At 68.6% G+C, this 26,395-nt stretch carries 26 protein-coding genes and 1 pseudogene; 15 read left to right on the top strand and 12 right to left on the bottom strand.

The features are described from left to right. The first annotated feature begins 36 nt into the window (after positions 1 to 36). The 5 genes and pseudogenes from ACLJRL_RS34355 to ACLJRL_RS34335 all read left to right on the top strand — a co-directional run bounded on the left by ACLJRL_RS34355 (position 37) and on the right by ACLJRL_RS34335 (position 4,184). A pseudogene (locus ACLJRL_RS34355) lies at positions 37 to 1,430 on the top strand (PLP-dependent aminotransferase family protein). 156 nt (positions 1,431 to 1,586) lie between these two features. Further along, entirely contained in the window at positions 1,587 to 2,030 is a 444-nt protein-coding gene (locus tag ACLJRL_RS34350; protein ID WP_410660523.1) for a single-stranded DNA-binding protein, read from the top strand. Between the two features lie 88 nt (positions 2,031 to 2,118). After that, positions 2,119 to 3,147 (top strand): polyprenyl synthetase family protein, encoded by a 1,029-nt coding sequence (locus ACLJRL_RS34345; protein WP_410660522.1) that lies wholly within the window; start codon positions 2,119 to 2,121, stop codon positions 3,145 to 3,147. 36 nt (positions 3,148 to 3,183) lie between these two features. Further along, complete coding sequence (locus ACLJRL_RS34340; protein WP_410660521.1) at positions 3,184 to 3,492, top strand: cupin domain-containing protein; 309 nt, start codon at positions 3,184 to 3,186, stop codon at positions 3,490 to 3,492. A gap of 92 nt (positions 3,493 to 3,584) precedes the next feature. Then, positions 3,585 to 4,184 (top strand): TetR/AcrR family transcriptional regulator, encoded by a 600-nt coding sequence (locus tag ACLJRL_RS34335; RefSeq protein WP_410660520.1) that lies wholly within the window; start codon positions 3,585 to 3,587, stop codon positions 4,182 to 4,184. Here the strand turns inward: ACLJRL_RS34335 and ACLJRL_RS34330 are convergent. The 3 genes from ACLJRL_RS34330 to ACLJRL_RS34320 form a co-directional block, all read right to left on the bottom strand. Continuing rightward, positions 4,174 to 5,124 carry a hypothetical protein gene (locus ACLJRL_RS34330; RefSeq protein ID WP_410660519.1) on the bottom strand — a complete coding sequence of 317 codons (951 nt, stop codon included), beginning with the start codon at positions 5,122 to 5,124 and terminating at the stop codon, positions 4,174 to 4,176. The genes ACLJRL_RS34335 and ACLJRL_RS34330 overlap by 11 nt on opposite strands. 364 nt (positions 5,125 to 5,488) lie before the next feature. Then, positions 5,489 to 6,358 carry a hypothetical protein gene (locus ACLJRL_RS34325; protein ID WP_410660518.1) on the bottom strand — a complete coding sequence of 290 codons (870 nt, stop codon included), beginning with the start codon at positions 6,356 to 6,358 and terminating at the stop codon, positions 5,489 to 5,491. 17 nt (positions 6,359 to 6,375) lie between these two features. Then, complete coding sequence (locus ACLJRL_RS34320) at positions 6,376 to 7,542, bottom strand: OmpA family protein (protein WP_410660517.1); 1,167 nt, start codon at positions 7,540 to 7,542, stop codon at positions 6,376 to 6,378. Positions 7,543 to 7,831: 289 nt separating this feature from the next. Between ACLJRL_RS34320 and ACLJRL_RS34315 the strand changes: the two genes are divergently transcribed. From ACLJRL_RS34315 to ACLJRL_RS34305, 3 genes are read left to right on the top strand one after another with little or no spacing between them, the layout of a single operon-like run. Further along, a complete protein-coding gene (locus tag ACLJRL_RS34315) occupies positions 7,832 to 9,316 on the top strand; it encodes a PfkB family carbohydrate kinase (RefSeq protein WP_410660516.1) in 1,485 nt (494 codons plus the stop codon). After that, positions 9,313 to 9,912, top strand: coding sequence for a GTP cyclohydrolase II (locus tag ACLJRL_RS34310; protein ID WP_410660515.1), 600 nt, complete (start codon positions 9,313 to 9,315; stop codon positions 9,910 to 9,912). The genes ACLJRL_RS34315 and ACLJRL_RS34310 overlap by 4 nt, the downstream gene beginning before the upstream one ends. A gap of 20 nt (positions 9,913 to 9,932) precedes the next feature. Beyond that, positions 9,933 to 10,805 (top strand): hypothetical protein, encoded by an 873-nt coding sequence (locus ACLJRL_RS34305; RefSeq protein ID WP_410660514.1) that lies wholly within the window; start codon positions 9,933 to 9,935, stop codon positions 10,803 to 10,805. A 3-nt stretch (positions 10,806 to 10,808) separates the two neighbouring features. On the opposite strand, the gene ACLJRL_RS34300 is transcribed toward ACLJRL_RS34305, so the two are convergent. Next, positions 10,809 to 11,369: a hypothetical protein gene (locus ACLJRL_RS34300; protein ID WP_410660513.1), complete on the bottom strand. Its 561-nt coding sequence runs from the start codon at positions 11,367 to 11,369 to the stop codon at positions 10,809 to 10,811. 57 nt (positions 11,370 to 11,426) lie between these two features. Further along, positions 11,427 to 11,939 carry a mycothiol transferase gene (locus tag ACLJRL_RS34295; RefSeq protein ID WP_410660512.1) on the bottom strand — a complete coding sequence of 171 codons (513 nt, stop codon included), beginning with the start codon at positions 11,937 to 11,939 and terminating at the stop codon, positions 11,427 to 11,429. 131 nt (positions 11,940 to 12,070) lie between these two features. On the opposite strand from ACLJRL_RS34295, the gene ACLJRL_RS34290 reads away from it, so the two are divergent. Together ACLJRL_RS34290 and recQ are read left to right on the top strand one after the other, a co-directional pair. Then, positions 12,071 to 12,427: an ArsR/SmtB family transcription factor gene (locus ACLJRL_RS34290; protein ID WP_410660511.1), complete on the top strand. Its 357-nt coding sequence runs from the start codon at positions 12,071 to 12,073 to the stop codon at positions 12,425 to 12,427. Between the two features lie 30 nt (positions 12,428 to 12,457). Next, complete coding sequence (gene recQ, locus ACLJRL_RS34285; RefSeq protein WP_410660510.1) at positions 12,458 to 14,293, top strand: DNA helicase RecQ; 1,836 nt, start codon at positions 12,458 to 12,460, stop codon at positions 14,291 to 14,293. A 9-nt stretch (positions 14,294 to 14,302) separates the two neighbouring features. On the opposite strand, the gene ACLJRL_RS34280 is transcribed toward recQ, so the two are convergent. Continuing rightward, positions 14,303 to 14,518: an antitoxin gene (locus ACLJRL_RS34280; protein ID WP_410660509.1), complete on the bottom strand. Its 216-nt coding sequence runs from the start codon at positions 14,516 to 14,518 to the stop codon at positions 14,303 to 14,305. Between the two features lie 165 nt (positions 14,519 to 14,683). On the opposite strand from ACLJRL_RS34280, the gene add reads away from it, so the two are divergent. Both add and ACLJRL_RS34270 read left to right on the top strand, forming a co-directional pair. Further along, positions 14,684 to 15,658 (top strand): adenosine deaminase, encoded by a 975-nt coding sequence (gene add / locus ACLJRL_RS34275; protein ID WP_410660508.1) that lies wholly within the window; start codon positions 14,684 to 14,686, stop codon positions 15,656 to 15,658. Positions 15,659 to 15,791: 133 nt separating this feature from the next. Then, positions 15,792 to 16,613, top strand: a complete 822-nt coding sequence (locus ACLJRL_RS34270) for a lytic transglycosylase domain-containing protein (RefSeq protein ID WP_410660507.1) — start codon at positions 15,792 to 15,794, stop codon at positions 16,611 to 16,613. Here ACLJRL_RS34270 and ACLJRL_RS34265 read toward each other — a convergent pair. From ACLJRL_RS34265 to ACLJRL_RS34255, 3 genes are read right to left on the bottom strand one after another with little or no spacing between them, the layout of a single operon-like run. Continuing rightward, positions 16,610 to 17,959, bottom strand: a complete 1,350-nt coding sequence (locus tag ACLJRL_RS34265) for a vWA domain-containing protein (RefSeq protein WP_410660506.1) — start codon at positions 17,957 to 17,959, stop codon at positions 16,610 to 16,612. The two genes, ACLJRL_RS34270 and ACLJRL_RS34265, sit on opposite strands and share 4 nt — an antisense overlap. Beyond that, entirely contained in the window at positions 17,956 to 18,837 is an 882-nt protein-coding gene (locus ACLJRL_RS34260) for an AAA family ATPase (protein ID WP_410660505.1), read from the bottom strand. The genes ACLJRL_RS34265 and ACLJRL_RS34260 overlap by 4 nt, the downstream gene beginning before the upstream one ends. Positions 18,838 to 18,858: 21 nt before the next feature. After that, the gene (locus ACLJRL_RS34255) at positions 18,859 to 20,319 is read right to left on the bottom strand and encodes an MFS transporter (RefSeq protein WP_410660504.1); all 1,461 of its coding nucleotides are present in this window, start codon (positions 20,317 to 20,319) and stop codon (positions 18,859 to 18,861) included. Positions 20,320 to 20,381: 62 nt separating this feature from the next. On the opposite strand from ACLJRL_RS34255, the gene ACLJRL_RS34250 reads away from it, so the two are divergent. From ACLJRL_RS34250 to ACLJRL_RS34240, 3 genes are all read left to right on the top strand, one after another. Continuing rightward, positions 20,382 to 21,338, top strand: coding sequence for a helix-turn-helix transcriptional regulator (locus tag ACLJRL_RS34250; protein ID WP_410660503.1), 957 nt, complete (start codon positions 20,382 to 20,384; stop codon positions 21,336 to 21,338). 10 nt (positions 21,339 to 21,348) lie between these two features. After that, positions 21,349 to 22,383 (top strand): L-glyceraldehyde 3-phosphate reductase, encoded by a 1,035-nt coding sequence (mgrA, locus tag ACLJRL_RS34245; protein ID WP_410660502.1) that lies wholly within the window; start codon positions 21,349 to 21,351, stop codon positions 22,381 to 22,383. Positions 22,384 to 22,495: 112 nt separating this feature from the next. Further along, positions 22,496 to 23,242, top strand: coding sequence for a class I SAM-dependent methyltransferase (locus tag ACLJRL_RS34240; RefSeq protein WP_410660501.1), 747 nt, complete (start codon positions 22,496 to 22,498; stop codon positions 23,240 to 23,242). Positions 23,243 to 23,456: 214 nt separating this feature from the next. Here ACLJRL_RS34240 and ACLJRL_RS34235 read toward each other — a convergent pair whose 3' ends face one another. The 3 genes from ACLJRL_RS34235 to ACLJRL_RS34225 form a co-directional block, all read right to left on the bottom strand. Further along, positions 23,457 to 24,266 (bottom strand): aldo/keto reductase, encoded by an 810-nt coding sequence (locus ACLJRL_RS34235; protein WP_410660500.1) that lies wholly within the window; start codon positions 24,264 to 24,266, stop codon positions 23,457 to 23,459. Between the two features lie 273 nt (positions 24,267 to 24,539). Further along, a complete protein-coding gene (locus tag ACLJRL_RS34230) occupies positions 24,540 to 25,781 on the bottom strand; it encodes a PucR family transcriptional regulator (protein ID WP_410660499.1) in 1,242 nt (413 codons plus the stop codon). Between the two features lie 139 nt (positions 25,782 to 25,920). Beyond that, complete coding sequence (locus ACLJRL_RS34225; protein WP_410660498.1) at positions 25,921 to 26,376, bottom strand: (2Fe-2S)-binding protein; 456 nt, start codon at positions 26,374 to 26,376, stop codon at positions 25,921 to 25,923. Between the last annotated feature and the right edge of the window lie 19 nt (positions 26,377 to 26,395).

Here is a 26,395-nt window from a genome sequence, read left to right as displayed (position 1 = left end):
TCCGACACTTTGATCGGGCCAATGTAAGCTCGGCGGGTGCCGTTCCACATCAGCCTCGACGGCCACACCGACCTGGCCGCGCGGATCTACCGCCAGCTCCGCGACGGGATCCTCGACGGGCGCCTGCGGTCCGGCGAGCGCCTGCCGCCGACCAGGGAACTGGCCCGCGAACTCGACGTCTCGCGCAACACCGTCGCGGTCGCCTACGAACGGCTCACCGCGGAAGGTTTCCTCAGCGGTCACGTCGGGCGCGGCACTTTCGTCAGCACCGGCCCGGTAGGCCGGGCGGATCGCGCCGCGCCCGCCGGGGCCGGGCTGCGGCCTGTGGAGCGCTGGCGTTCGCTTCCCGCTCCGCTCGGCGCCGAGAAGTCCGCGCCCGCCTTCGACTTCCGCGTCGGCGTCCCGGACCCGGGCCTGTTCCCGCTGCGGACGTGGCGTCGACTGGTGAGCCAGGCGCTGCGGCCCGCACTGCTGCCACTATCGGGGTACGCCGATCCCGCCGGGCTCGAGGAACTGCGGGTGGCGATCGCCCGGCATGTCGGCGCCGCCCGTTCGGTGCGAGCCAGTGCGGAAGACATCCTTGTCACCCAAGGGGCGCAACAGGCCCTCGACCTGATCGGCCGGGTCCTGATCGAACCCGGCACGCGCGTCGCCGTCGAGGATCCCGGCTATCCCCCGGCCGCAAGGCTTTTCGCTTCCCTCGGCGCGCGGGTCACGAAAGTGCCGGTGGACGCCGAAGGCCTGGACGTCACGGCGCTCGCGAAGGGCACCCGATTGATCTATACGACGCCGTCCCATCAGTTCCCGCTCGGCACGCCGATGTCACTCGCGAGGAGGACGGCGTTGCTGGCGTGGGCGGAGCGGAACGACGCGGTGATCGTCGAGGACGACTACGACAGCGAGTACCGGTTCTCCGACCGGCCGCTGGAACCGCTTCAAAGCCTGGACCGCGGTGGGCGGGTGCTCTACGTCGGCTCGTTCTCGAAGACGTTGCTTCCCTTGCTGCGTCTTGGTTTTCTCGTCGCGCCCGCTTCACTCCGCCCGGCGCTGCGGCAGGCGAAGCAGCTGATGGACTGGCATGGCGACCTCGTCACCCAAGCGGCGTTGGCGAGCTTCATCGACGAGGGTCTGCTCGCGCGGCACGTCCGCAAGGCGACCCGTTCGTGCGCGAAGAACTCCAGGACGTGCTGGAAATCGTCCCTTCGAGCGCCGGGCTTCACCTGTGCGCACCGGTCGCTCCCCATGCGACGGTCACTGTGGACGGTGCCATCGAGGCCGCGGCGCGGGCCGGGGTCGCCGTCGAAAGCCTGACCACGTACGGAGGAACACGCGGCGGGCTGGTGATCGGTTACGGGCTGGTCGGCGCCGACCGGATCGACGATGGGCTCGCGCGGCTCGGCGAGTGCGTTTCGGCCTCTCGGGTGTCATGAAAGGGTCTTTCAAGACGAAAAGTGTCTTGAAAGACCCTTTCATGACACCCCCTGTGCCGCGGGGCGACCGAAATTGTCGTACCCCGGTGTTCTCCTCTTTCTCAGGCGACAGCGGGCCCGGACGGGGCCCGCGCGCAGGAATGAGGAGGAAGTCCCATGGCCGGCGAAACGGTGCTCACGGTGATCGGCAACCTGACGACCGATCCGGAGCTGAGGTTCACCCCGTCGGGGGCCGCGGTCGCGAACTTCACGGTCGCGTCGACGCCGCGTGTATTGGACCGGGAAAGCGGGGAATGGCGCGACGGCGACCCGCTGTTCCTGCGCTGCTCACTGTGGAAGCAGGCGGCGGAGAACCTGACCGAGTCACTCACCCGGGGTACGAGGGTGATCGTGCAGGGCAGGCTCAAACAGCGGTCGTACGAGACCAAGGAAGGCGAGAAACGCACGGTGGTGGAACTGGACGTCGACGAGATCGGTCCCTCGCTCCGGTATGCCACGGCCAAGGTGAACAAGGCGGGCCGAAGTGCGAACGGCGCCCCGTCGGACAGCACGTGGGAGCGAACGCCGGTGGCCGCCGGCGTCCCGGAGCCGCCCTTCTGAGCCATCCCCCGGTTTCCCTCCTGGGAGGGAGCGATCTCCCCCTCCGGCCCCATGCGGAACCCGGGCCGCTGCTCGGATGCTGGAGGTCGTGAACACGACCACGATCGTCACGGAACTCGGGCTGGACCCGGCCGACGAACGGCACGCGGCGTTCGCCGCCGAACTCCGCACCGGCCTCGCCGAGGTCGAAGACAGACTCCAGGAGGTGCTGCACAACCCCGGCTACCCGGAACTCACCGAGGCCGCCACCCACCTCGTGCGGGCGGGCGGGAAACGGCTCAGACCGCTGATGGCCCTGACCGGAGCAGCGTTCGGCACTCGCTCGGACGCGGCGGTTTCGGCCGCCGTGATCGTCGAGCTCGTCCATGTCGCGACGCTGTATCACGACGACGTCATGGACGAGGCCCCGATACGGCACGGTGTGGCGAGCGCGAATTCCTTGTGGGGCAACAAGAAGGCCATCCTGATCGGCGACTACGTCCTCGCGTGCGCGGCGCGGGTCGGAGCCGAACTCGGTGACTACGCGTTGCGGCTGCAGGCGAAGACGTTCAGCAGGCTCGTCCGGGGCCAGTTCCTCGAAACCACCGGGCCGTTCGAAGACTGCGGGAAACACGCGCCCTACGAACACCACATCCAGGTGATGGCCGACAAATCCGCGTCGCTGATCGCCATGGCGGGCCGGCTCGGCGCGCAGGTCTCGGGCGCGGATGAGCGGATCATCGAAACATTGGGCCACTACGGGGAACTGATCGGCGTCGCGTTCCAGATCTCCGACGACGTCCTCGACATCTCCGCCTCCACCACGGATCTGGGCAAATCGGCCGGTACCGATCTCCGGGAAGGCATCGTCACGCTGCCGATGCTCCACGCGCTCGACGATCCGGGACCCGGCGCCGCGCGGTTGCGCGAAATCATCGGCCACGGCCCGGTTTCCGATCCGGCGTCGCTGGACGAAGCACTCGAGATCCTTCGAGCCGCACCCGGTACCGAACGCGCTCTCGCCGAGGCTCACAGCTACGCGGCCAAAGCCCTGGACCTCGCGCTCAGCCTCCCCGAGTGCCCGGCGAGGGCACTGCTGGCCGGCTTGACGGCGTTCGTGGTCGACCGTGGCCAATAGCCCCACGACGCCCGCTGCCGGGGTTAGGGTGGCGCCATGACCGCCGAAGCCCTGGAAACCTTCGAAGGCCGCGACACCGGCTCCGGGATCTCGATCATCCGCGAACGGACCGACGTTGACGGCTCCGGACCGAGGCTGCATCAGCACCCGTACCGCGAAACGTTCGTGATCACCCGCGGCCGGGCCAGGTTCACCATCGGTGACGGCGAACGCGAAGGCGGCGCGGGCGATGTCCTGGTCGTGCCCGCGAACACTCCGCACAAGTTCGCCGTGATCGGGCCGGAAATCTACGAGGCCGTCCACATCCACGAAAGCGACCACTTCATCACCGAGTGGCTCGAATAGATTCTGTCCAGCGCTCGAAAACCCTTCCTGGGGCTAGAATCCGACGACGTGCCGGTGCCGGGCGGGCACCCGAGGCGACGGGAACGGCGACGGTGACCGACGTGGCGGTGGACAGATTCGACCAGCGGCGCGCGCAACTGGCGATGTCGGCGCTGGTGACGTTGTCCGAGCTGGGCTATGCCCGCACGAGCCTGCGGGAGATCGCGCAGAACTCCGAGTTCTCCCACGGGGTGCTGCACTACTACTTCCGGAACAAGGTCGAGCTGATCACCTACTGCGTCAAGCAGTACAAGACCGAATGCGTCACCCGGTACGACCGGATAGTCGAAACCGCGGAGACCGCCGAAGAACTGCGGCTGGCTTTCGGCGCCGCGATGGCGACCACCTTGAGCGAAGACGCGCGGCTGCACCGGCTCTGGTACGACCTGCGCAACCAGAGCCTGTTCGAGAAGGCGTTCCGGGCCGACGTCCTCGCCATCGACGAGACACTGGAACTGATGATCTGGCGGATCGTGTGCCGGTACGCGGAACTGCTCGGCAAACCACCGGACATGGCCTCGTCGACGGCGTACGCGCTCTTCGATGGGCTGTTCCAGCAAGGCCTGCTGAGATACCTCGCCGGTCAGGACGACGCGGCGAGGCACCTTCAGAGTTCGGTCGAGCAGGTCTTGGCGCGGATCTTCACCACTTGATGGTCGGGTACCAGATGATCCCGGTCCGCCCGAGCACCCGCAGATCCCAGTACAGCAGCGTGAAAGTGCCCGCGACCAGGAGCGCGGCACCGGTCACCACGGCGATCCTGGCCGGTTTGGCGAGCATCCACCGCTGCAGTCTGCCGCCCGTCCCGTTCGTGAGGACGAGGAACAGCAGGGCCATCACCAGGATGTTGCCGACCGACTGCAGCGCGAACGCGGCCGCGCCGTAGAAGACGTTGTGGCTTTCGGCCGCGCTGCGGAACATCATCCGGAACAGCGGGAACGGCCGGCCGATCAGGAAACCGCCGATGAGCACGCCCATCAGCACCAGCGGGGCCGGCGGGAAACGGCGGGCCAGGCCGGCGATCGGATTGGGGATCAGACCGACGGAAGCCAGCCCCAGCACGATGAACACGATGCCGATCACGCCGTAGACGATCATCGACTGGATGCTCCGCGGCGAAAGCCCGCCGCCGCTGGCCGCGGTCGAGAACTGCGGCATCCGTGTGCCGACGAGCGCGACGATCACGCCGTACACCAAGGAAACGGTCAGCATGCCCGCCGAGATCCACGCCAGCGGCTTCAGGGTGTTGACGAACTTCGGCCGTCCCGCGGTCTCGCCACCGACCAGTGGAGCGACGGCGCCGAAAGCGGCGATGTTGCACGCGGTGAACGTCCCGGCGAGGCCCGAGACGAACGCGAAGAACGTCCCGGCGAGCACGCCGTCGATCGGCGTCTCCTTGGCGTTGTGGCCCAACAGGGTATTGGCCACGCTGTCGCCGATGACACTGTCCACAAAGGGCGCGGACCAGATCACCGTCAGGGCGAACCCGGCGATGACGGACCAGACGACCACCCGCCACTTGTGTTCGGGATACGGCCCCGAACCGAGATAATTCGCTTGCGGGGAAACGGGAACGCGTTCGGAGACGGACATCGGCCCTCCAGTGGTTGATGATCCCCTGGGACTCGCGGCCGAGATCCCTAGGTGCTCATCGTTGTTCCCGGAACGGGGGTGCGCCACCTCCAAAGTGCCGATCTTGCCTTGGGCCGGACGGCCCCGGGTAGTCCCGGGTTCACCGGTCCGGCGGGTGCCGCCGAGCGGCCAGATGCGCTACGGCGGCCCCAGGGCGGGCTAGGCGCTGCCGGAGTAAGTCTGCTCGATGGGCTTCGTGATCCAGGTGGTTCCTGACGGTGCGGGCGGGTCACCCTCGTACCGGGTCGTACTCGGGTGATCCCGCCCGTGCCGTCAGGGACCACCTGGGCGCGAAGACCGCGAGCACGACTTACTCCGGCAGCGGCTAGATATCCGCTGTGGCACGGAAACCCGGGTGCTCTCCTTCGAGGCGCTGCAGTTGCGACGTCAGCTCACCGATGCGGACCTCGTGCTCCCGGTGCAGCGATTCGTAGCGCAGGATGATCGCGCTGTAGACCCGCAGATCTTCCTGTTCGAGCGAGCCGTCACGGAAGGCCGTCCAGAACACCAGCGCGGCCGAAATGAGCATCACGAAGGCGACCAGCACCGCCAGCAGGAAGGCGAGGCTGGTCAGTCCGCTCAGTTCGCCTTCGGTGTAGACCCGGACGAACATCACCGCCGCGATCAGCCCCACCAGGATCACCGCGGCCAGCATGCTCAGTTTCGAGCCGCGGGACAACGTGCGCCAGGTGAGCCGTCGCCGGTCGTCCTTGTTCTCCCGCTGGTCGTGCCCGAGGTGGTACAGCGCCGCCGCCGCGCCGCCGGTGGCCAGCACCGAGATCACGACGCTGATCACCAGTTGCAGCCCGAGCGGGTTCGTCCAGTCGACGTTGAACACCGAGCCGGCCAGCCACAGCATCACCGGGAAGTCGATCACCACCAGCCCGAGGAGGGTGAGCACCTTCGCCGACCGCGACACGCGGTAGTGCCGCAGGCTGCCGCGCAGTTCGTCGGTGTCGATCCGCTCCGTCAGCATCTCCGCGCGGTGTTTGGCCTCGTGCACGGTCATGAACTGCCCGCGAGGACCGATCACCGGGGTGCGCGGCACGCGGTCCGCGGCGAGCTTCAGTTCCGCGATCCGCGCGCCCAGCCTGCCTCGCGTCCCGGCGGCGGCCCGGTGATAGTCGTCGTGGTACTCCTCCGTCACCGTCCGCTGCAGGGGCAGACGGGGCGTGATCCGATCCAAGCCGTCCATGACCTTCCTCCCTCGTTTCAGTACGTGATGTCCACCCGGCGCATCTTCACGGCGACGCCCTCGTCGAAGACGCCGCCGGACATCGCCGTCATCCCTGGCGCGGTCCCTCCTCCACTCGATTCGATCGGGACGGCCACTCCGGCCGCCTTGAGCGCACCGGCCACCGCACCGGCCCTCGCCGCCGACAGGTCCGCCCTGCCCTGTCCGGTCGAGCCGGGCGGGTCCGCCGTGAAGCCGCGGACGACGACCCTCGCCGCGGGTCTTGCCGCGATCCTCAGGGCCAGCTCCGCCAGGACACCCTGTGCCGCGGGGGAAAGCGCGGCGGAGTCCCCGGCGAACCCGAGGACGTCGTTGGTCAAGGTCGTCTTGGTGGTCCCGTCCGGTCCGCTGACCGAGACGATCCCCGGCACCGGGACGTCGGGGGTGGCAACGTTCCCGTTCGGCGGCCGCGGGTCGAGCCTGGCCTCGTCGAAGAGGCATTCGGCGGCGCCGGCCGCGCGGCAGATCTCCCGCCAGTACGCGACGAGCCGTTCCCTGGTCGGCAGCGAGAGCGGCGGCTGCGTGCCCGCGGTGGCGCCGATCCCGCTCAGCACGACCCGCCAGCCGTCGAGCTCGGGCAGCAGGCCGCGTGTCTTCAGTTCCGCGGCGAGCGCCGCCGGTTCGACCTGCCATCCCGCGCGCCGCAGGTCGAGCCCGCCCGCTGTCGAGAGCCCGCTGCTCAGCACGACGAGGGTCCCGGGACCGACGCCGCGGACAGCGTTATCGATACCCGACAGCAGGTCGACTCCCGGGCGGATGGCGGCCAGTCCGCCGACCGCGTCGGAGACCCGTTGGACGTTGGCGTCGATGAGGTTTTCACGCTGCAACCCGTGCTCGACGGCTCCGTTGGCCCGGCGCGGCGTCAGCGGGAGGGTCCGCGCGGTCACCCCGTCGGCCGAGGTCACGATCGCGAGGCTGCCCTTGCCGTTCTTCCCGTCGGTGGCGTTCTCGCTGTGAGCGGCCTCCGCGAGGCGGCTTTCGATCCCCGGAGGCAGTGAAGGACGGGGCTCGTTGGTGCTGGCGGAAGCGAGGACGACGATCCGCTCGCCGTCGCCTCCCGCCGCTCCGGCGTGCGCACCACAGGCGCTGACCAGCACCGCGACGGCCAGAAAGAGGATCGGTGGTGCGGCTTGCGAACGCTTCATGGTGACCTCCCCGACTTGAAGGCAAGCCAAGTGTGGCAGTTGCCGCCAGTTCACGTCAATTGCCACACTGCAACGGCAGTTGGCAGTGATGAACTTGGGATATACCCACCCAATCCCGAGGTCACACTGGTTCGAATGAGTGAATGACCCCTGCAGGGAGTCGTGACCGGGCCACGAGGGCGCGGAGGTATGCTCCCGCCAAGAATTACCTGGAGTAACGTGCGGCAATAGCCACACGAAAGACCCAGCGCGATGGCAACTGCCGATGCGAACGGAGTAATCTATTCCGATGAGTGGTCCGGTTCCCGGCGTGGACGGTGTCCGCAGTGCTCTGGTGAGACTGCGGACGCGTACCGGACTGAGCGCCGAGAGGTTGCGCTCCACCGAGGTGGGTGTCCGGCCGATCCTGGATCTCCCCGTGGTCCGGCAGATCGTGAGCACCACGAACCACTCCGAGCCGGAAGCCGCGCTCGAGGCCGTCCGGCGGATCGCCGGCCAGCTGCCGACCGAGGAACTCGTGATCGTCGACATGGCGCTCTCCCTCGGGCTCCTCGCCGAACGGTTCCCCGACGAACCCGAGATCGAGACCCTGTACGCGGCCGACGTCGGTGAACGCCGCGAGCGTCTCGTGGAGCTCTGGGAACCGATCCACCGGTTACTCGGCGTGAAGGTTCCGGAGCGGCCGCTGACCGTCCGGGCCCTCCGGTCCGCCTTGGAAAGCACCGCCATCACCAAGCTGGCCGAACTCTGCGTCAGCAGTTCCGTTCTCGACGTCGCCGACCCCGAACCCGGTACGGCGAAGGACGCGGCGACCCGCGCGGCGACGGTGAGCGTGATCGGCTCCGCCGTGGTCGACCACATCTACGTCGTCGACCACATCCCGTCCCCGGGATCGTCGACCCCGCTCATCTCCTTCGAGACCCACCCCGGCGGGAAAGGGCTCAACCACGCGGTGGCCAACGCCCGGCTGGGCATGGACGTGCACATGGTCACCGCGGTCGGCGACGATCTGCCCGGCCAGACGCTGCTGGACTACATGGCCTCCCAGGGACTCCGGCTGAACCTGGTCAAGGTGGTCCCGAACGCCAAGACGCCGGTGGTCGGGGTGTTCATGACCCGCAACGGCGGCGCGGTCCTGCTGCCGTGGATGAACGAAGGCGAGATCCGGCTCGACCCGGCCGACTTCCACACCCATTCGCTGCGAAACGTGCTCGAAGCGTCGGACGCGATCGTCATCACCTTCGAACAGCCCATGGCCGCGACCCGCGAGATGCTGCGCGTGGTGAGCACCTTGAAGAACCGGCCGCTGGTCGTGGTCCGGCCTTCCCCGCCGATCGCCAGCCCACAGTTCCTCTATGAGCATTTCGCCAACATCGACTATCTGATCGGTACGCAGTGGGAGCTGCGGGAACTGCTGGCGGGAGCCACCGACGAGATCACGATGGAGGCGCTGGCGTCGAGCCTGCTCGTGCTCGGCGTCCACGGGGTGTGCATCACCGAAGAATTCGGCTGCATGCTGCGCTCGGAGCACCTCCAAGCGGATATCGCCCGCTTCCCGACGGCTTTGCGTGACACGCCCGGGGCCCGAGAGGCGTTCAGTGCCGCGCTGATCCACCGTCTGCTGCTGAAGAACCGCAAGATCGACCACTCCGACCTCGAATGGGCGACCGCGGCGATGACCGCCGCGCAGTCCTTCGGCGGTGTCGCCGAGTCGATGCCGAAGGCCCAGCAGGTCGACCGCGTTCTGGAAGTCACTCCGGAGCACAGACCATGACCGAGCAACTTTTCGTCGAACACTCGCTCAGCCGGATCGGCGGGACCGGGTTCCGTGTCCGGGTCCTGGACGACGCGCTGAGCACCGGCAATCCCCCGGTCGCCGCCATCTACGGCGAACCGGCCGACGACTGCCTGGTCCGGATCCATTCGCGCTGCGTCTATTCCGAGGTCCTCGGGTCGGTGGACTGCGACTGTCACGACCAGTTGCGCCAGGCCAAGGAACTGATCCTCGAAGAAGGCGCCGGGGTGATCGTCTATCTCGATCAGGAGGGCCGCGGCGCCGGGCTTTTGGCCAAGGCCCGCGGATACGTCTACAGCCAGGAGAACCAGGCGGACACCTTCGCCAGCTACCGGGCCCTGCATCTGCCCGACGACTCTCGTGACTACGCCTCCGCCGCCGACCTGCTCGAAGGCCTCGGCCTGACCCGCCTCAAACTGCTGACCAACAACCCCGAAAAGATGAAGGCCCTGGAACTTCGTGGGATCGTGGTCAAGCGAGTGGCTTCGATCGTCCCGGTGAGTGAGGCGGCCGAGGCGTATCTCGAGGCGAAACGACGGCGTGGCCACATGATCCCGACGCTGGACGATCACTGACCTTCGGCCGGTGGAGGACGATGGACTTCGACGACGTCGCGGACGAGCTCTATGCCGGCGATCCGGCGGAGTTCGTCTCGCTGCGCAACCAGCGGGCGAAAGAGGCCAAGGCGTCCGGTGACGCCGCGCTGGCCGAACGTATCCGCGCGCTCCGGAAACCCACCCTCGCGGCCACGATCATCAACCGGCGGGCCGGTTCCCCCGAACTGGAGGAACTGGCCCGGCTGGGCGAAGACCTGCGCAAGGCCCACTCCGCGCTGGCAGGCCCGGAACTGCGCAAACTCACCAAGCGGCGCCAGGAACTGGTGAACCAGGTGCTGCAGGCCGAACGTTCGACGAGCGAGTCCATCGCCCGCGAAGTCGAGGCGACCCTCGAGGCCGTCGCGGCCGATCCGGAGGTGGCTGCGCTCGCGCTGGCCGGGCGGCTCAGCACCGGCGCGGACAGCGCGGGCGACCAGTGGCTCACGAGCGGGTTCACGCCGCCGCTGCCGAAGCGGAAACCCGCTGTCGAGCAGGAAAAGGCCGCCACCGTGTCGCATTTGGACGATCGGCGGAAGGCGAAGAAGAAGGCCGCGGAGGACGCCGACCAGGAGCGGTTCGCCAAGGCCCGCGAAGAGGCCGAGCGCGAGCAGGAGCGGTTGGCGGAGTTCAACCGGCTCCGGCGCGAGGCGGCCGACCTGGCGAAGGCCTGCAAGCAGGCGGAAATCGACGTCTCCCGCGCCGAACGCAAAGCCGAGAAGGCCACGGAGAAGGCGAACGATCTCCGCCGGAGGCTCGCCGACGCCGAACTCGAAGAGGAGGCGGCGAACGGTGAGACCATCGCCGCCCAAGCCACCCTCGACGATCTGCGCGGCGAAGCGGAGCGCGTCGACGAAGACCTCGAGCAGTACTGAGTCCTAGGGCGTGCGCTCACGGACCCGGGTGGCCGTCACCCGGCGTCCGTACCGGGTCTTACCGCCCGGTTTGTACACCGACAGCACCGTCATCGTCAGGTACATCGACGTCGAAACGACGATCGGATAGAACCCGTCCGCGCTCCGGCCCGCCTCCACGAAGACGCCGTCCACAGTGGACTCGACGGCCGCGGCCAGTTCCCGGATCCCCGGCAGCAGGATGAACCACGTCAGCCCGGTCGCGATCAGGGTCAGCACGAGTTTGATCGCGACCCATTTGTAGCGCACCAGCCCCCATTTCGTGCCGACACTGAGCACCAGCCCGCTGACCAGGGCGAGCAGGCTGACCGGCAGCAGCAGGTACCCGCCGATCTGGTCCATCATCAGGATGGCCGCGTGCTGGCGCCGGGGATCGTCGGTGAACACGGAGGTGAAGGTCAGGACCGCGTTCACCAGGGTGATCCCGAGCCAGCCGAGGGACGACACGATATGGACGACGAGCACGAGTTTCCGCCACCTCGGGGTGAGCGTCTTCGGAGGTCGCCGCACTGGGGAAGTACTCATGCGACCAGTGTTTCCGCGGGCGGCGCTCCCGTCGTCCGGCGTGGAGCGGCACTCGGCCTACGTAGCCCGGAGTACGAGACCTCGCACGTAGGCCGCCTGCCCGGCGTGCTGAAGATCGTCGGAAAGCACGCTGACCAGGCGTACGCCGAGGGTGACCGGCGGATCCCAGGCCTCGTCGACGATACGGTCGAGAGCGGCCTCGTCGAGACCGGCGGCCCACGCCGTGGTCGCCTCGTGCACCGCGTCGTGGTACCCGGTCAGCAGATCGGCTGAATCGACCCGGACGGCGACGACGTCCTCGGGCCGGTGCCCGTACCCGATGTCCGACGCCGGGAAGGGCAGTTCGAACCGGTCGAGCCAGCCCTGCGCGGTCCAGATCTGCTCGGTGTCCCTGAGGCCGGCGATGTGGTCGTCCTGGACCCTGGTCAGATGCCAGACCAGCCAGGCGATCGTGTTCGCCTCCGGCGCCGGGCTCGCGGCCAGCTGTTCGGGACTCAGGCCTTCGACTGCCTCGTGCACGACCTCACGGATGCGGTCGAACCCGTCGACCACCACTTCGGCCAGTTTCATCGCACGCCCTTCCGACGGTTGCCTTCCGGTGCGGACTACCCGCGAGCCGCTCACCGGAAACGATGCCACCACCCGGTGAGCCGGGCCTGGCAACCTTGACTTATATAAGCCCAGGCCTTGATAGTTGCCGGATGCACGCGTTCGACGTCCTGGGGGATCCGGTACGCCGCCGGATCCTGGAGCTGCTGGCGGGCGGGGAACAGAGCTCCGGCGACGTGACCACCGTGGTCCGCGCGGAGTTCGGGATCTCGCAGCCCGCGGTCTCCCAGCATCTGCGCGTACTGCGCGAGAACGGCTTCACCACCGTCCGCGCCGAAGGTGCGCGCCGCCTCTACTCGGTGGATCCCGGGCCGCTCAAGGAGATCGATGGCTGGCTGGAGCAGTACCGGCGGTTCTGGACGGGCCCGCTCGACGCCCTTGCCACCGAGATCGCTCGCGGCCGCCGCGAACGCCGCCGGGTCGCCGAGGAAGAGGCCGCCGAAAAATAGCTGTCGGACCCCGCCCCTAGAATCGGCCGGGTGGCAGCCCCCGACATCGGTACCTCGGAAGCCCTCGAAACGCTGAACCGCGTTTTCGGCTACGACAGTTTCCGCGGCGAACAGCACGCGATCGTCGAACACGTCATCTCCGGCGGTGACGCGCTCGTCCTCATGCCCACCGGTGGCGGCAAATCGCTGTGCTACCAGATCCCCGCGCTGGTGCGGCCCGGTGTCGGCGTGGTCATCTCGCCGCTGATCGCGTTGATGCAGGACCAGGTCGACGCGCTGCGCAACGTCGGCGTGCGGGCGGGGTACCTCAACTCGACGCAGGACTACGCCGAGCGCAACCGGATCGAGGCCGCGTTCCTCGCCGGCGACCTGGACCTGCTGTACCTGGCGCCGGAACGGCTGTCGGTCGAATCGACCGTGCGGCTGCTGGACCGCGGCAAGATCTCGCTGTTCGCGATCGACGAGGCGCACTGTGTCTCCCAGTGGGGCCACGACTTCCGACCCGACTACCTCATGCTGTCCGCGGTGCACGAGCGCTGGCCGGACGTGCCGCGGATCGCGCTCACCGCGACGGCCACCGAGACGACGCACGCCGAGATCGCGTCCCGGCTGAATCTCGAGGACGCGCGGCACTTCGTCGCGAGTTTCGACCGTCCGAACATCCAGTACCGGATCGTCGGGAAGAACTCGCCGCAGCGCCAGTTGCTCGAACTGCTGCGCACCGAGCACAAGGGCGACGCGGGCATCGTCTACTGCCTGTCGAGGAACTCGGTCGAGAAGACCGCGGACTTCCTGGTGGAGAACGGGATCCCGGCGGTGCCCTACCACGCGGGGCTGGACGCGCGGACGCGGGCGAAACACCAGTCGCGGTTCCTGCGCGAGGACGGGCTGACCGTCGTCGCCACCATCGCGTTCGGCATGGGCATCGACAAACCGGACGTGCGGTTCGTCGCGCATCTGGACCTGCCGAAGTCCGTCGAGGGCTACTACCAGGAGACCGGCCGCGCGGGCCGCGACGGGCTGCCGTCGACGGCGTGGCTGGCCTATGGGCTGCAGGACGTCGTCCAGCAGCGCAAGATGATCGACACGTCGGAGGGCTCCGAGGCCCACAAGCGGCAGCTGAGTGCCCACCTCAACGCGATGCTGGCGCTGTGCGAGACGGTGTCATGCCGTCGCGTGCAGGTCCTGAGCTACTTCGGGCAGCCGAGTGCGCCGTGCGGCAACTGCGACACCTGCCTGTCGCCGCCGGAGACCTGGGACGGCACGATCCCGGCGCAGAAGTTCCTCTCCACCATCGTCCGGCTGCAGAACGAGCGGCGGCAGAAGTTCGGCGCCGGGCAGATCGTCGACATCCTGCTCGGGAAGTCGACGCCGAAGGTGACCCAGCATCGCCACGACTCGCTGAAGGTCTTCGGGATCGGCACGGAACTGAAGGAGCCCGAGTGGCGGGCCGTGGTCCGGCAACTGCTGGCGCAGGGGCTCGCCGCCGTCGAGGGCGACTACGGGTCGCTCGTGCTCACCGAGGCCAGCGCCGAGGTGCTGAACGGGGCGCGGAAGGTCCAGCTACGGCGTGAGCCCGAGCGCGCGGCCAAGGCGGCGGCGCGGTCCAGCGCGAAGAAGGCGGCTGTCGCCGACATGCCCGCGGAGGCGGCGCCGATGTTCGAACTGCTGCGTTCGTGGCGCGCCGCGGCGGCGAAGGAGCAGGGAGTGCCCGCGTACGTGATCTTCCACGACGCGACCCTGCGCCAGATCGCCACCCGGCGGCCTTCCACGCTGGCGGAACTGGGAACCGTCAGCGGCGTCGGCGAGAACAAGCTGGCCAAGTACGGCGAGCAGATCCTCGAGACGCTCGCTGAACAGTCCTGATCAGCGGCTTCAGTGCTCGTGGGGGCGGCGGGGCTTCCCGGTCATCCCGTCGACCTTGCGCACGGCGCCGCCGATCTGGTTGTGGTACTTGCCCTTCGTCTTGTGGTCGACGAAGGTCGCGGCCTTGTTCACCGCCTTCGAAACCTTCTCAGGGTTCTTCCGCACGTAGGCGCGCACGGCCCCGGCGGTGCCGGCCAGGGCGGTCAACTTCCGCAGTAGAGCCACGGTGGGTCCCTTTCCTCGGGGTCGTCTGGTTGTCCTGCTCAACGACCGATGACACCGACCTGGTTCCCCGTAGCGCGCCAAATCACTCATTCCGGATATCGGCGCTGCTCAGGCCACCGGAAAACCGGGAGCGCCCGGTGGTGCCGGGCCGCTAGGTTCGGGCTCATGCGGGATCTGTCACTACTGCCGAAGGCTCATCTGCACGTCCACCTGGAGAGCACCATCCGGCCGGACACGCTCCGTGAGCTCGGCGAGGCGAACGGCATCGCCGTACCCGCCGAGCAGCCCGTGTTCGACGGATTCCGGGCGTTCGGTGACTACAACGGGCTGATCCGCTCCTGCCTGCGCCGGCCGGAGGACTTCGAACGGGTGGCGCGCGAGTTCTGCGAGGACGAAGTCGCCCAGGGCACCCGCTACGCCGAAGTCACCTTCACGGCGGCATCGCACGGCGAGCGGCTCGGTGAGCCGGACATGCCACTGGAGTCCGTCCTCAAAGGACTTTCCGCGGGCGCTGCCGAGCACGGTCTCACCTGGCGGGTGATCCTGGACCACTCGCGCCGCCGGTCCGTCGAGCGGGCCCGGCTGACCCTCGACCTCGCCCGCCGTCACGCGCCGGACGGGGTGATCGCGATCGGCCTGGCCGGCGAGGAGAAGTACCCGCTCGCGCCGTTCGCGGGGATCTGCGACGAGGCCGAAGAGGCCGGTCTGCACCTCATCCACCACGCGGGTGAGGACGCCGGACCGGACAGCATCCGCGAGGCGCTCGACCTCGGTCACGCCGAACGGATCGGGCACGGCATCCGGATCCTGGAGGACGTCGCCCTCGTCGCCGAGGTACGCGAACGCGGTATCGCGCTGGAGGTCTGCCCGTCGTCGAACGTGACGCTCGGGCTGGTGCCGTCCTTCGAGGAGCACCCGCTCCCCCGGCTGGTCGACGCCGGGCTGGTGGTCACCCTCAGCACCGACGTCCCGTCGATCACCGGCACGACGTTGCCCGACGAGTTCCTGCGCGCCCGGGAGGCGTTCGCCTACGACGACGTCGCGCTCGCCGGCCTGGCGCGGGCGTCCGTGGACGCCTCCTTCGCGCCCGCTGATCTGAAACGCTCCATCCACCAGGAGATCGACGCCTGGCTCACCTGACGCAATTCGTCCTCTAGTTGCGGTAGTTGCGCACGCAAGGACCGCCCGTAGAGGACGAATTGCGTCAGGGCAGGGTGGCACCTCGGGCACCGGCTCCACATCTTCTCCACAACCGTCACGTACCGTGGAACCGGTGACCGCTTCGTCCCCTTCGACCCTGGACCTGATGGGCCAGTGGCAGCCCCCGCCCCCCAAGCGCGGCCCTCGCGGCTGCGTGATGCTCGCGTTGCTGGTGGTGGGCGCTTTGGTGGCTGGTGCGGTGTGGGTGGTGGTCAGCCTCAACGACCGCGAATCGGTGCCGGTCAAACCGGAGTTCACCGTCCCCGCGCTCCAGCCCGCCCCGCGTTCGGCGATCCCCGGCGACGCCGGAGCGGTGCCCGCGGAGGCTGCGAAGGCCGCCTGGATCGCGAAGGTGTCGGAGAACACGGACATCCCGTCACGCACGTTGCGCGCCTACGTGAACGCGGCCGCGAAGACCGCCTCGACCTCTCCTCGCTGCAACATCACCTGGGCGACCATCGCCGGGATCGGCCGGACCGAATCCCAGCACGCCCGGCACGACGGCTCCCGGGCCGGTGAAGACGGCGTCGTGACGCCGCCGATCATCGGTATCCCGCTCGACGGCTCCCCCGGTGTGCTGGCGGTCATCGACACCGACAAGGGCGTGCTGGACGGCGACACGAAATGGGATCGCGCCGTCGGGCCGATGCAGTTCCTGCCCGCCACGTGGAAGCGGTACGGCGTCCGCGCGAGCGGTGACGGCGTCGCGCCGAACCCCCAGAACATCGACGACGCCGCGATGACCACGGCGCGCTACATGTGCGCGCGGGGCGGCGACCTCGGCAAGCCCGCCGGGTGGTGGACCGCGGTGCTGACCTACAACAACTCCACCGAGTACGGGCAGGAAGTGTTCAGCAACGCCGACGCCTATGGCAAGGCCGCGCTGAAGCCTTAAGCAGGCAAGAGCCGGGTGACCAGGCGGGTCAGCTGGTGCACGTTCCGGCATTCGTGCATCTCGACGACTTCCGCGTAGGCGTGCGCCTCGGAGTCCCCGGTGGACCACAGAGCCGTTCGCTCCGGGTTGAGCCAGTACGTATGCCTTGCGGCGGAAGCGATTCCGCGCACCGCGGCGAGGTTCGGGTCGCCGCCGTTGGTCCTGGCGTCGCCGAGGATGAGCATAGAGGTCTTGGGGCCCACGGCATCCGAGTACCGCTCGACGAATTCGCCGAGCGCGTGGCCGTAGTCGCTGTGCCCGTCCCACCGCGTCAGTTCCGCGTCGGCGAGGATGCGAGCGCCGAGGTCTTCGGGATCGGCGGCGCCGGTGTCGACGAGGTGGGTGATCTCGTCGCAGGCGTCGATGAACGCGAACACCCGCACCTTGCTGAACTGGTCGCGCAGGGCCTGCACGAGCAGCATGGTGAAGTTCGCGAACCCGGCCACGGAGCCCGACATGTCGCACAGCAGAACGATTTCCGGTCTGCCCGGCCGGTGGCGGCGGAACGACGGCCGCATCGGCACGCCGCCGGTGGACAGCGAACGCCGCAAGGTCCGGCGCAGGTCGATCTGGCCGCGGGCGTGCCGGCGACGGCGGGCGGCGAGCCGGGTGGCGAGCTTGCGCGACAACGGTTGCACGACCCGGCGGAGTTCGGCGAGTTGCGCGCGGCTCGCCAGCAGGAAGTCGACACGGTCCGCGGCGGGCGGGACGGCGTGCCGCGAAACCCTTTCCCTGCCACGGACTTCCGCCACCCGACGTCGTGCTTCGGTGCGGACGAGCCCGCGGAACCCTTCAACCCGGCGGCGGACGTCGTCACGGTCGAGCCGATCGGTGAAGTCCTCCTGCACGCCCGCGCGGATCGCTTCGAGCACCCGTACGACCAGCGTCTGCGGCTGAAGGCGTTCCAGCGTCTGGTGCGCCGACCAGCCGCCGGTGCCCGCCGTCCCGCCGTATTCCCCCAGCATGTCGACGGCGAGCCCGGCCAGCTGCGTCAAATCCGTCTGGTCGTTGGCCGCCAGCGCCGAGGCGAGCCGGTCGCGCAGGGTCGCGAGGTCGTCGACCGGGTCCTGTGAGGGGGCGCCGACGCCGAGCGGGAAGTAAATGTCGAAGGTCGCGTCGAATACCGCGCGCTGCCCGCCGCGCCGGACCAGCGCCGCCGCGAGGCCCTCCCGCATCTGCTCGCGCGAAGCCAGGCCCAGGACTTCGAGTGCCGCGGCGGCGTCGACAGTCTCGCTGGGACCACACGGGATCCCGTGTTCCCGCAACGCTTCCACGAACTCGACGAGCCTGCCCGGCACCCCGGTCACGGTTCGAGGACCTTGCCGAGTTCCAGCCGCGCGTCCGCCTTCACGACGTCGTCCTGGTGCTTGAGGATGACGCCGAGGCTGGCGCGGACGACGTCTTCGCTGAGGCTGTCGGCGCCGAGCGCGAGCAGCGTGTGGGCCCAGTCGATGGTCTCGGCGACCGAAGGCGCCTTTCGCAGTTCCATCGCCCGCAGCGCGGTGATCACCTTGATCACGGACGCGGCGAGCGCGTCGTCGACGCCCGGCACCTTGAGCCGCACGATGCGCTGTTCCAGTGCCGCGTCGGGGAAATCGATGTGCAGGAACAGGCATCGCCGCCGCAGCGCTTCCGAAAGCTCCCGTGTGGCGTTGGAAGTGAGGACCACGAACGGTTTCCGCTCGGCGGTGATGGTGCCGAGTTCCGGGACGGTGATCTGGAAGTCGCCGAGGACCTCCAGCAGCAGGCCCTCGATCTCGACGTCGGCCTTGTCGGTCTCGTCGATGAGCAGGACCGTCGGCTCTTCGCCCTTGATCGCCGTCAGCAGCGGCCGGGCCAGCAGGAACTCTTCGCCGAAGATGTCGTTGCGGGCTTCGTCCCACGTCTCGTCTCGGCCGGCGGTGATGCGCAGAAGCTGCTTCGCGTGGTTCCACTCGTACAGCGCGCGGGACTCGTCGACGCCTTCGTAGCACTGCAGCCGCACAAGCCGGGAGCCGCTCGCCTGCGCGACCGCCTTCGCCAGTTCGGTCTTACCGACCCCCGCGGGGCCCTCGATCAGCAACGGCTTGCCGAGGGCGTCCGCGAGGAACACCGTGGTGGCGACGGCCGCGGAGGCCAGGTAGCCGGTGTCGGCGAGTTTCGCCGTCACGTCTTCCACCGATGTGAAGTACCCGGTCCCAGCCACGCGGCCTCCCAGCTCGATCGCCTACCCGGCCGACTCTACGTCGCGCACCGGCTTGGGCAGCAGGAACCCGGCCGCGAAGGTCAACACGACCATCACCGCGACCACCCAGAACGTGCGCTGGGCGGCGGCCGTCGGATCGGCGGTGCTCGCGTCGAAGAACACGGTGCCGAGCAGTGCCAGCCCGAGCGCGCCGCCGACCTGCTGCAACGAGGTCAGCGCACCCGACGCCGACCCGGCCTCCGACGGCTCCACACCGGACAGTGCGATCTCGAAGTACGGCCCCATGATCAGGCCGGAGCCGATCCCGACCACCAGCAGCGCCGGGGCGAGCTGCCACGGACCGGCCTCCGGGCCGAGGATCAGCAGCAGGGCGACCACTCCGGCGGCCATGATCAGCGCGCCGGTGTGCAGGACCCGGCGGCCGTGTTTGCGGACGGCCTGCACCAGACCCATCCCGACGATCATGCCCAGCGACATCGGCACCCCGGAAAGCCCGGCCTTGAGCGGCGAGAAACCGAGCCCGAGCTGCAGGTACAACGCGAACACGAAGCCGAAGCCGGAGAACGCCGCGAAGTAGATCGTCCCGGTCGCCATCCCGGCGAGGAAGCTGCGCTTGCGGAACAGGCCGGGCTCCACCAGCGGGTCGCCGCCGAGACGGCTCTTGCGCTTCTCGAACCAGGCGAAGACGACGAACACCACGACAGCGGCGGCCATCATCGCGAACGCCCACAGCGGCCAGCCGTACTCGCGGCCCTGGACCAGCGGGAAGACGATCAGCAGCGCACCGGTGGTGGCGAGCAGCGCGCCCGGGATGTCGAGCGTGAGCGAGCCGCCGGGGCGGGACTCGGGCAGGAACTTCAGCGCCGCCAGCACGGCGAGCGCGCCGATCGGGAGGTTGATCAGGAAGATCATCCGCCAGCCGGTGCCGAAGAGGTCGGCGTCGACCAGCGAGCCGGCGAGGATCGGGCCGCCGATCGCGGCGAGCCCCATCACCGGGCCGAACATGCCGAACGCGGACTGCAGTTCCTTGCCGGTGAACATCTCCTTCATCATCCCGAGGCCCTGCGGGACCATCGCGGCGCCGAAGAGGCCCTGCACCACCCGCGCGGTGATGATCATTTCCGGGCTCACCGCGATCGCGCAGAACAGCGAACCGACGACGAAGCCGATCGCGCCGATCAGGAACATGCGTTTGCGGCCGAAGATGTCACCGAGCCGCCCGCCGGTGAGCAGGCCGGACACCATCGCGAGGGTGTAGGCGACGCCGAGCCACTGGATCATCGACGTGCTGCCGCCGAGCGAGGCCTGCATGACCGGGCCGGCGATGCTCGTGACCGTCATGTCGAGCAGTTCCATCACCGAACCGGTCAGGATCACGAACAGCGCGGGCCAGCGCCAGCGGTACGGCGTCCCGGCGAGCTGCTCGGCGTTTTCCGCGGCCGCCGCGGTCTCGGTGCCCGGGTTTTCCAGTGTCGTCGTCATGAGAACAACGCTAAAGTCCATTCCGGCCACTTTCTGACCGGAATAGGAGCGAATCTGGATTCATGGCGAATACGAGTGCGCGGATGCTGCGGCTGCTGTCCCTGCTGCAGACACACCGCTTCTGGGCGGGGATCGAACTGAGCGACCGGCTCGAGGTCAGCGAGCGGACGCTGCGGCGCGACGTCGAGCGCCTGCGTGAACTGGGTTATCCGGTCAACGCGAGCCGAGGCGTCGCGGGCGGCTACCAGCTGCGGTCGGGGACGGTCATGCCGCCGCTGCTGCTGGACGACGAGGAGGCCGTGGCGATCGCGGTCGGCCTGCGGACGGCGGCGGGCGGCTCGGTGGAGGGGATCGAGGAGACCTCGGTCCGGGCGCTGACCAAGGTCGTCCAGGTGATGCCGCCGCGGCTGCGCAGGCGCGTCGACGCTCTCCAGGCGTACACGACGCCGGCGGCCGTCACCGGTCCGAGGGTGAACGCCGCCAGCCTGACGGTGATCGCGCAGGCCTGCCGGGACGACGAGCGGCTCAAGTTCGACTACGCGGCGCGTGGCGGCGAGGAGTCCGCGCGGCTGGTCGAACCCCATCGGCTCGTTTCGCTCGGCCGCCGCTGGTACCTGGTGGCCTGGGATCTCGACCGCGTCGACTGGCGCACCTTCCGTGTCGACAGGCTGAGCGCGCCGCGGCCCACCGGTGCCCGCTACCGGCCGCGGGAGGTCCCGGGCGGCGACGCCGTCGAGTTCGTCCAGGCCCAGATCAAGGCCCGGCCGACCACGCACACGCTCGTCGTCCGGATCAGCGCGCCGAAGTCGCAGGTCGAGTCCGCGGTGCGGTACGTCGGCGGCGGGCTCGAAACGATCGACGAGGGATCCTGCCGGCTGACGATGAACGTCGACACCTTCGACTGGCCCGTGCTGATCCTCGCCGCGATCGGCGCGCCCTTCGAGGTCGAGGCGCCCTCGTCGTTCAAAGATCACCTCGCGTCCGTCGCCACCCTCTTCACCGCGGCTTCCGGCGGCTAGCATCGGCCCGGTGAGCACCTATGTCGCGGCCGAGGGCCGATACGAGAGCATCCCCTACCGCCGCACCGGGCGCAGCGGACTGAAGCTGCCCGCGATCTCGCTGGGCCTGTGGCACAACTTCGGGCACGACAAGCCGCTGGGCACGCAGCGGGCGATCGCGCGGCGGGCGTTCGACCTGGGCATCACCCATTTCGACCTCGCCAACAACTACGGGCCGCCCTACGGCTCGGCCGAGGAGAACTTCGGCAGGCTGCTGGCCACGGACTTCAAGCCGTACCGCGACGAACTGGTCGTTTCGACCAAGGCGGGCTACGACATGTGGCCGGGTCCGTACGGCGAGTGGGGTTCGCGCAAGTACCTGCTGTCCTCTTTGGACCAGTCGCTCGGCCGGATGGGCCTGGATTACGTCGACATCTTCTACTCGCACCGCTTCGACCCGGAGACCCCGCTCGAAGAGACCGTCGGCGCGCTCGACACCGCCGTCCGCTCCGGTAAGGCACTGTACGTCGGCATCTCGTCGTACTCCTCGGAGAAGACCGCCGAAGCGGCCCGGCTGCTGAGGGAACTCGGCACGCCCCTGCTGATCCACCAGCCGTCGTACTCGATGTTCAACCGGTGGCTCGAAGGCGACAAGCTGCTCGACACCCTCGAAACCGAAGGCGCGGGCTGCATCGCGTTCTCACCGCTGGCGCAGGGGCTGCTCACCAGCCGCTACCTCGACGGCGTCCCGGAGAATTCCCGTGCCGCGCAAGGAAAGTCGCTCAACCCGGACACGATCACCGAGAACACCCTCGGCAAGATCCGGGCGCTGAACGAGATCGCGCGGCGTCGCGGACAGACACTGGCCCAGCTCGCGCTGGCATGGGGACTGCGTGACCCGCGGATGACGTCGGTGCTGATCGGCGCGAGCAGTGTCGCGCAGCTGGAGGACAACGTCGGCGCGCTGAAGAACCTGCACTTCACCAACCAAGAACTGGCCGAGATCGACCGCTACGCCACCGAGGCCCACATCAATCTGTGGAAGCGCTCGACTGACGGCGCCTGACCGCGCGCAGGACGAGGAAACCGACGTAAAGCGGGAAACGGAAGCCGCCACGTTCGGGGACGGGTCCCGAAAACGCGTTGCCCCGCCGGGCGGGTGGGCCGAGACTGCGGACATGACGTTCGAAGATCTGCTCGCCGAAGGAGAGGCCGTCCCGGTCGAAGGCTGGGACTTCTCGTGGTTCGAAGGCCGCGCCACCGAGGAACGGCCGCCGTGGGGCTACTCGCGGCTGCTCGGCGAACGCATGGCGGCGGCCTCGGCGGGGCTGGATCTGCAGACCGGCGGTGGTGAGGTGCTCGCGGGCATCCCGAAACCGCCGCCGGTCCTCGCCGCCACCGAAGGCTGGCCGCCGAATGTCGAGGTCGCCCGCAAGAACCTCGCTCCGGTCGGCGGCGAAGTGGTCGAGGCGGAACACGACGCGCCGTTGCCCTACCCCGACGAGTCCTTCGATGTGGTGAGCAGCCGCCATCCGATCGAGAACCCGTGGCGCGAGATCGCCCGGGTGCTCCGTCCGGACGGAACCTTTCTGTCGCAACAGATCGGCGCCGGCACCGTCCGTGAGCTGAAGGAGTTCTTCCTCGGCCCACAGGACTACGGCGACTGGACGCCCGAGGTGCTGCGCGGCGAGGCGGAAGCCGTCGGGCTGACGATCCGACGGCTCGAACCCGCGAAGCTGCGGATGGAGTTCTTCGACCTCGCCGCGGTGGTGCACTTCCTCCGCAAGGTGATCTGGATCGTCCCCGGCTTCGAAGTGGAGAAGTACCGGGACAAGCTCGCGGAACTCCATCGGATGATCGAGGCCGAGGGCAAGTTCGTCGCGCACTCCCGGCGGGTGCTCGTGGAGGCCGTCAAGCCGTCGTGACTGATTCGGGTCGTTCTAACCGATCCAGATTCGAATACCCACCGGGACGGTCCTCGCACGATGCGGAAAGCGGCGTCGCACCCGGCTCGAGGCCCTGAGCGGGGAAGATTCCCCTGGTTGTCGCGTGATCTTAGGCGGACACGCGTGACTGGATGGAGATCACGCGTGTCCAGCCGGAGAACTTGCGTGATTGGACGCGGAACACTGACGTTACTCACCCCAGCCGCTTCAGGTGTTCAGCCGTCAGCTCGACGGCACCGGCCGCGAAGTTCTCCTCCAGGTGCGCGATGTTCGCCGTCCCCGGGATCGGCAGGATCACCGGTGACCGGGCGAGCAGCCACGCGAGCCCGACCTGCGCCGTCGTCACCCCGAGTTCGCCCGCGACGGCGGTGATCTCGGCGGTGGCGTTCGACGCGGAACCGAGCACCGGACGCCAAGGCAGGAAAGCGATCCCGGCCGCTTCACAGGCGTCCAGGACGGCTTCGTACTCGCGGTCGACGAGGCTGTAGCGGTTCTGCACGCTGGCGATGTCGACGATCTCGCGAGCCCGCGCCAGTTCGTCGACGGTGACCTCGGACAGCCCGATCCGGCCGATCTTGCCCTCGTCACGCAGGTCCCGCAGCGCGCCGAGCTGGTCGGCCAGCGGGGTCTCCGGATCGAGACGGTGCAACTGAAGCAGCTCGACACGCTCGACGCGGAGACGCCGCAATCCGTCGTCCACCTGGACGCGCAGGGACTCCGGCCGTGCGTCGTACTTCCAGTCGTCCCCGGTCCGGACGACGCCGACCTTGGTGGTGACCACCAGATCGTCCGGATACGGATACAACGCCTCGGCGAGGAGTTCCTCGTTGGCTCCCCAGCCGTACAAATGTGCGGTGTCGATCAGCGTGATGCCGAGTTCGACGGCCCTTCGCGCGACCGCGATCGACGCTTCACGGTCGGGCCCGGCTTCGGTCGGCAGCCGCATCGCGCCGAACCCGAGCCGGTGCACGGTCAAGTCTCCGCCGACGGCGAACGTGTTCATCGGATTTCCCCTCGGTCAAGGAAACCCTAGCAGCGTTCAGCGTTGCGGATCCCGAGGGGAAGGAAGGCCCTCGCCTTCGCCGAGAAGCTCAAGCCCGTCTTTCGAGACCGCTGACCCCAGACTCGCGTGATTGAACGCGTAACTCGCGTGATCAGACGGACGACACAGTGATGCCCGTCTGGACACGCGTGTCGTCCGTTCAATCACGCGTGATCGCCGTTCAATCACGCGAGTTCTGCTTCGGGGACGCGGTGACCGGCCTAGTGGCAGCGTTCAGCGTTGCGGGTCCCGAGGCGAAGGAAGGTGCGAGGTGTCCGGGAACAGGTGAAGCGCCCGCAGGGCCGCGCCGAGTTCGGCGATGTCGGCCGGGTCGGTCAGCGAACGGCCCAGTTCCTCGCTGATCCGCTTCAAGCGGTGCCGGATCGTGTTGGGGTGGCAGAACATCCGCTCGGACGTCAGTTTCGTGGAGCCCTGGCATTCGAACCACGCCCGCAACGTCAGCAGGAGCACGTTCCGGTCGTCGCCGGACAGGTCGAGGATGGGCCGCAGCACGTGGTGCGCGAGCTGCACCGATGCCTCGGGCGCGCTGGCGACCAGTCCGGCGAGCGGGGATTCGTTGAACTGCACCATTCCCGAGGTCCCCGGCGACATACTGGAGAGCGCGACCCTGGCCAGATGCAGTGCCCGGGCGGTGTTCCCGAGTCCGGTGAACACCGGGCTGACGCCGATGCGGCCGATCGAGTTCTCCCGCAACAGCTCGATGATCACCTGTGACGCCAAGGGATCCCGCATCGAGACGACGCCGACCTGGAGGTCAGGCGTGAGCCGCCAGGCCGAAGCGTGATGGCGGTCGCGGAGCCGGTTTTCTATCTGCGGCAACGGTTCGTGCCCGACGCGCGGGGTTTCCGCGGCGACGACCACGTAGGTGCCGTCGAGCGAGAGTTCGAGCACGCGCGCGATGTCCCACAGCGTGCCCTCGGTGGCGGCGCCGCCGGCGAACAACGCCTCGACGAGCGCCGAGCGTCTGCTTTGGTGCGCCAGCATGACTTCGGCCGTGGTGTCGCGGTAGGTCGTCGTCAGCGCCTCGGCGTAGTCGTCGACCAGCGCCCAGATGGCCGACGTCGCGGCGACCAGCCCGCGGAGGTCCTGATGGTCACCTTCGGCGGTCAGTTCGACGAACCGGTTCCACACCTCGGTGAGCCCGATCCGGTACGCCCGCAGGAGTTCCGGCAACGGCGCGCCCTGCAACGCCCGAGCCCGCCCGGTGGCCCGTGCCTGCGCGAGGTCGGGTTCGTCCGCGCCGCGCAGGGTCCGCATGACGAACTCGAGGTTGTGCCGAACCGACGTCCGTAGTTCGGCGAGCGAAACGAACTGCGCGTCGCGGTACACCGGCATCTCGGCGCGGATCTGCTCGACGGTGGTTTCGATCAGGTCGGGCAGTTTGCGTTCGACCTCGACGGCGAGTCCGGCGACGACGGCGGCCGATCCTTCGCGGAGCACAGTTCGGTAGTGCATGGACGTCCTCCGGGCCGGAGACTCCTCGTCGAGCCCCCGGGGAAGTCATCTAACACGACTTACCCGGACGTGGCCTGCTGGAGCGGAAAAGCTCCGCCGGTGCGGCGAAAAACAGGTGTTTTCGCCGCACCGGCGGGGATTACATCTTCGCTGCCGCGCTCTTGATGGCCTCACGGATCCGGAAATAGGTACCGCACCGGCAGACGTTCTCGATCGCGTCGATCTCGGCGTCCGTCGGGTTCTTCGTCTTCTTCAGCAACGCCACCGCGGCCATGATCTGCCCCGGCTGACAGTAGCCGCACTGCGCGACGTCCTGCTCCAGCCAGGCCTCCTGCACCGGGTGCAGGTCTTCGCCGTCGGCGAGGCCTTCGATCGTGGTGACGTCACGGCCGGAACAAGCGGACACCGGCGTCACGCAAGGGTTGAACGCCTCGCCGTCGAGGTGGCTGGTGCAGGCCTTGCAAACGTTGATCCCGCAGCCGTACTTCGGGCCGCGGACACCGAGTTTGTCCCGCAGCGCCCACAGCATCGGCAGATTCGCGGGCGCGTCGACGGTGACGGTCTTCCCGTTCACCGTGAAGGTGTAATTGGGCATCGAAACTCCTTGGCGGGGA

The organism is Amycolatopsis sp. lyj-112 (genome assembly GCF_046549055.1).
In the GTDB taxonomy this organism is placed as follows: domain Bacteria; phylum Actinomycetota; class Actinomycetes; order Mycobacteriales; family Pseudonocardiaceae; genus Amycolatopsis.
This window is presented reverse-complemented; position numbering and strand designations above follow the sequence as displayed.

Bases quoted from the DNA above. Each gene is read 5' to 3' on its own strand.
- ACLJRL_RS34330 (WP_410660519.1), bottom strand. From the start codon at position 5,124: ATGTCCGTCTCCGAACGCGTTCCCGTTTCCCCGCAAGCGAATTATCTC.
- ACLJRL_RS34295 (WP_410660512.1), bottom strand. From the start codon at position 11,939: ATGAAACTGGCCGAAGTGGTGGTCGACGGGTTCGACCGCATCCGTGAG.
- ACLJRL_RS34240 (WP_410660501.1), top strand. From the start codon at position 22,496: ATGACGTTCGAAGATCTGCTCGCCGAAGGAGAGGCCGTCCCGGTCGAA.
- ACLJRL_RS34340 (WP_410660521.1), top strand. From the start codon at position 3,184: ATGACCGCCGAAGCCCTGGAAACCTTCGAAGGCCGCGACACCGGCTCC.
- ACLJRL_RS34305 (WP_410660514.1), top strand. From the start codon at position 9,933: ATGGACTTCGACGACGTCGCGGACGAGCTCTATGCCGGCGATCCGGCG.
- ACLJRL_RS34310 (WP_410660515.1), top strand. From the start codon at position 9,313: ATGACCGAGCAACTTTTCGTCGAACACTCGCTCAGCCGGATCGGCGGG.
- ACLJRL_RS34235 (WP_410660500.1), bottom strand. From the start codon at position 24,266: ATGAACACGTTCGCCGTCGGCGGAGACTTGACCGTGCACCGGCTCGGG.
- ACLJRL_RS34230 (WP_410660499.1), bottom strand. From the start codon at position 25,781: ATGCACTACCGAACTGTGCTCCGCGAAGGATCGGCCGCCGTCGTCGCC.
- ACLJRL_RS34350 (WP_410660523.1), top strand. From the start codon at position 1,587: ATGGCCGGCGAAACGGTGCTCACGGTGATCGGCAACCTGACGACCGAT.
- ACLJRL_RS34320 (WP_410660517.1), bottom strand. From the start codon at position 7,542: ATGAAGCGTTCGCAAGCCGCACCACCGATCCTCTTTCTGGCCGTCGCG.
- ACLJRL_RS34250 (WP_410660503.1), top strand. From the start codon at position 20,382: ATGGCGAATACGAGTGCGCGGATGCTGCGGCTGCTGTCCCTGCTGCAG.
- ACLJRL_RS34290 (WP_410660511.1), top strand. From the start codon at position 12,071: ATGCACGCGTTCGACGTCCTGGGGGATCCGGTACGCCGCCGGATCCTG.
- ACLJRL_RS34255 (WP_410660504.1), bottom strand. From the start codon at position 20,319: ATGACGACGACACTGGAAAACCCGGGCACCGAGACCGCGGCGGCCGCG.
- ACLJRL_RS34300 (WP_410660513.1), bottom strand. From the start codon at position 11,369: ATGAGTACTTCCCCAGTGCGGCGACCTCCGAAGACGCTCACCCCGAGG.
- ACLJRL_RS34325 (WP_410660518.1), bottom strand. From the start codon at position 6,358: ATGGACGGCTTGGATCGGATCACGCCCCGTCTGCCCCTGCAGCGGACG.
- add (WP_410660508.1), top strand. From the start codon at position 14,684: ATGCGGGATCTGTCACTACTGCCGAAGGCTCATCTGCACGTCCACCTG.
- ACLJRL_RS34315 (WP_410660516.1), top strand. From the start codon at position 7,832: ATGAGTGGTCCGGTTCCCGGCGTGGACGGTGTCCGCAGTGCTCTGGTG.
- ACLJRL_RS34225 (WP_410660498.1), bottom strand. From the start codon at position 26,376: ATGCCCAATTACACCTTCACGGTGAACGGGAAGACCGTCACCGTCGAC.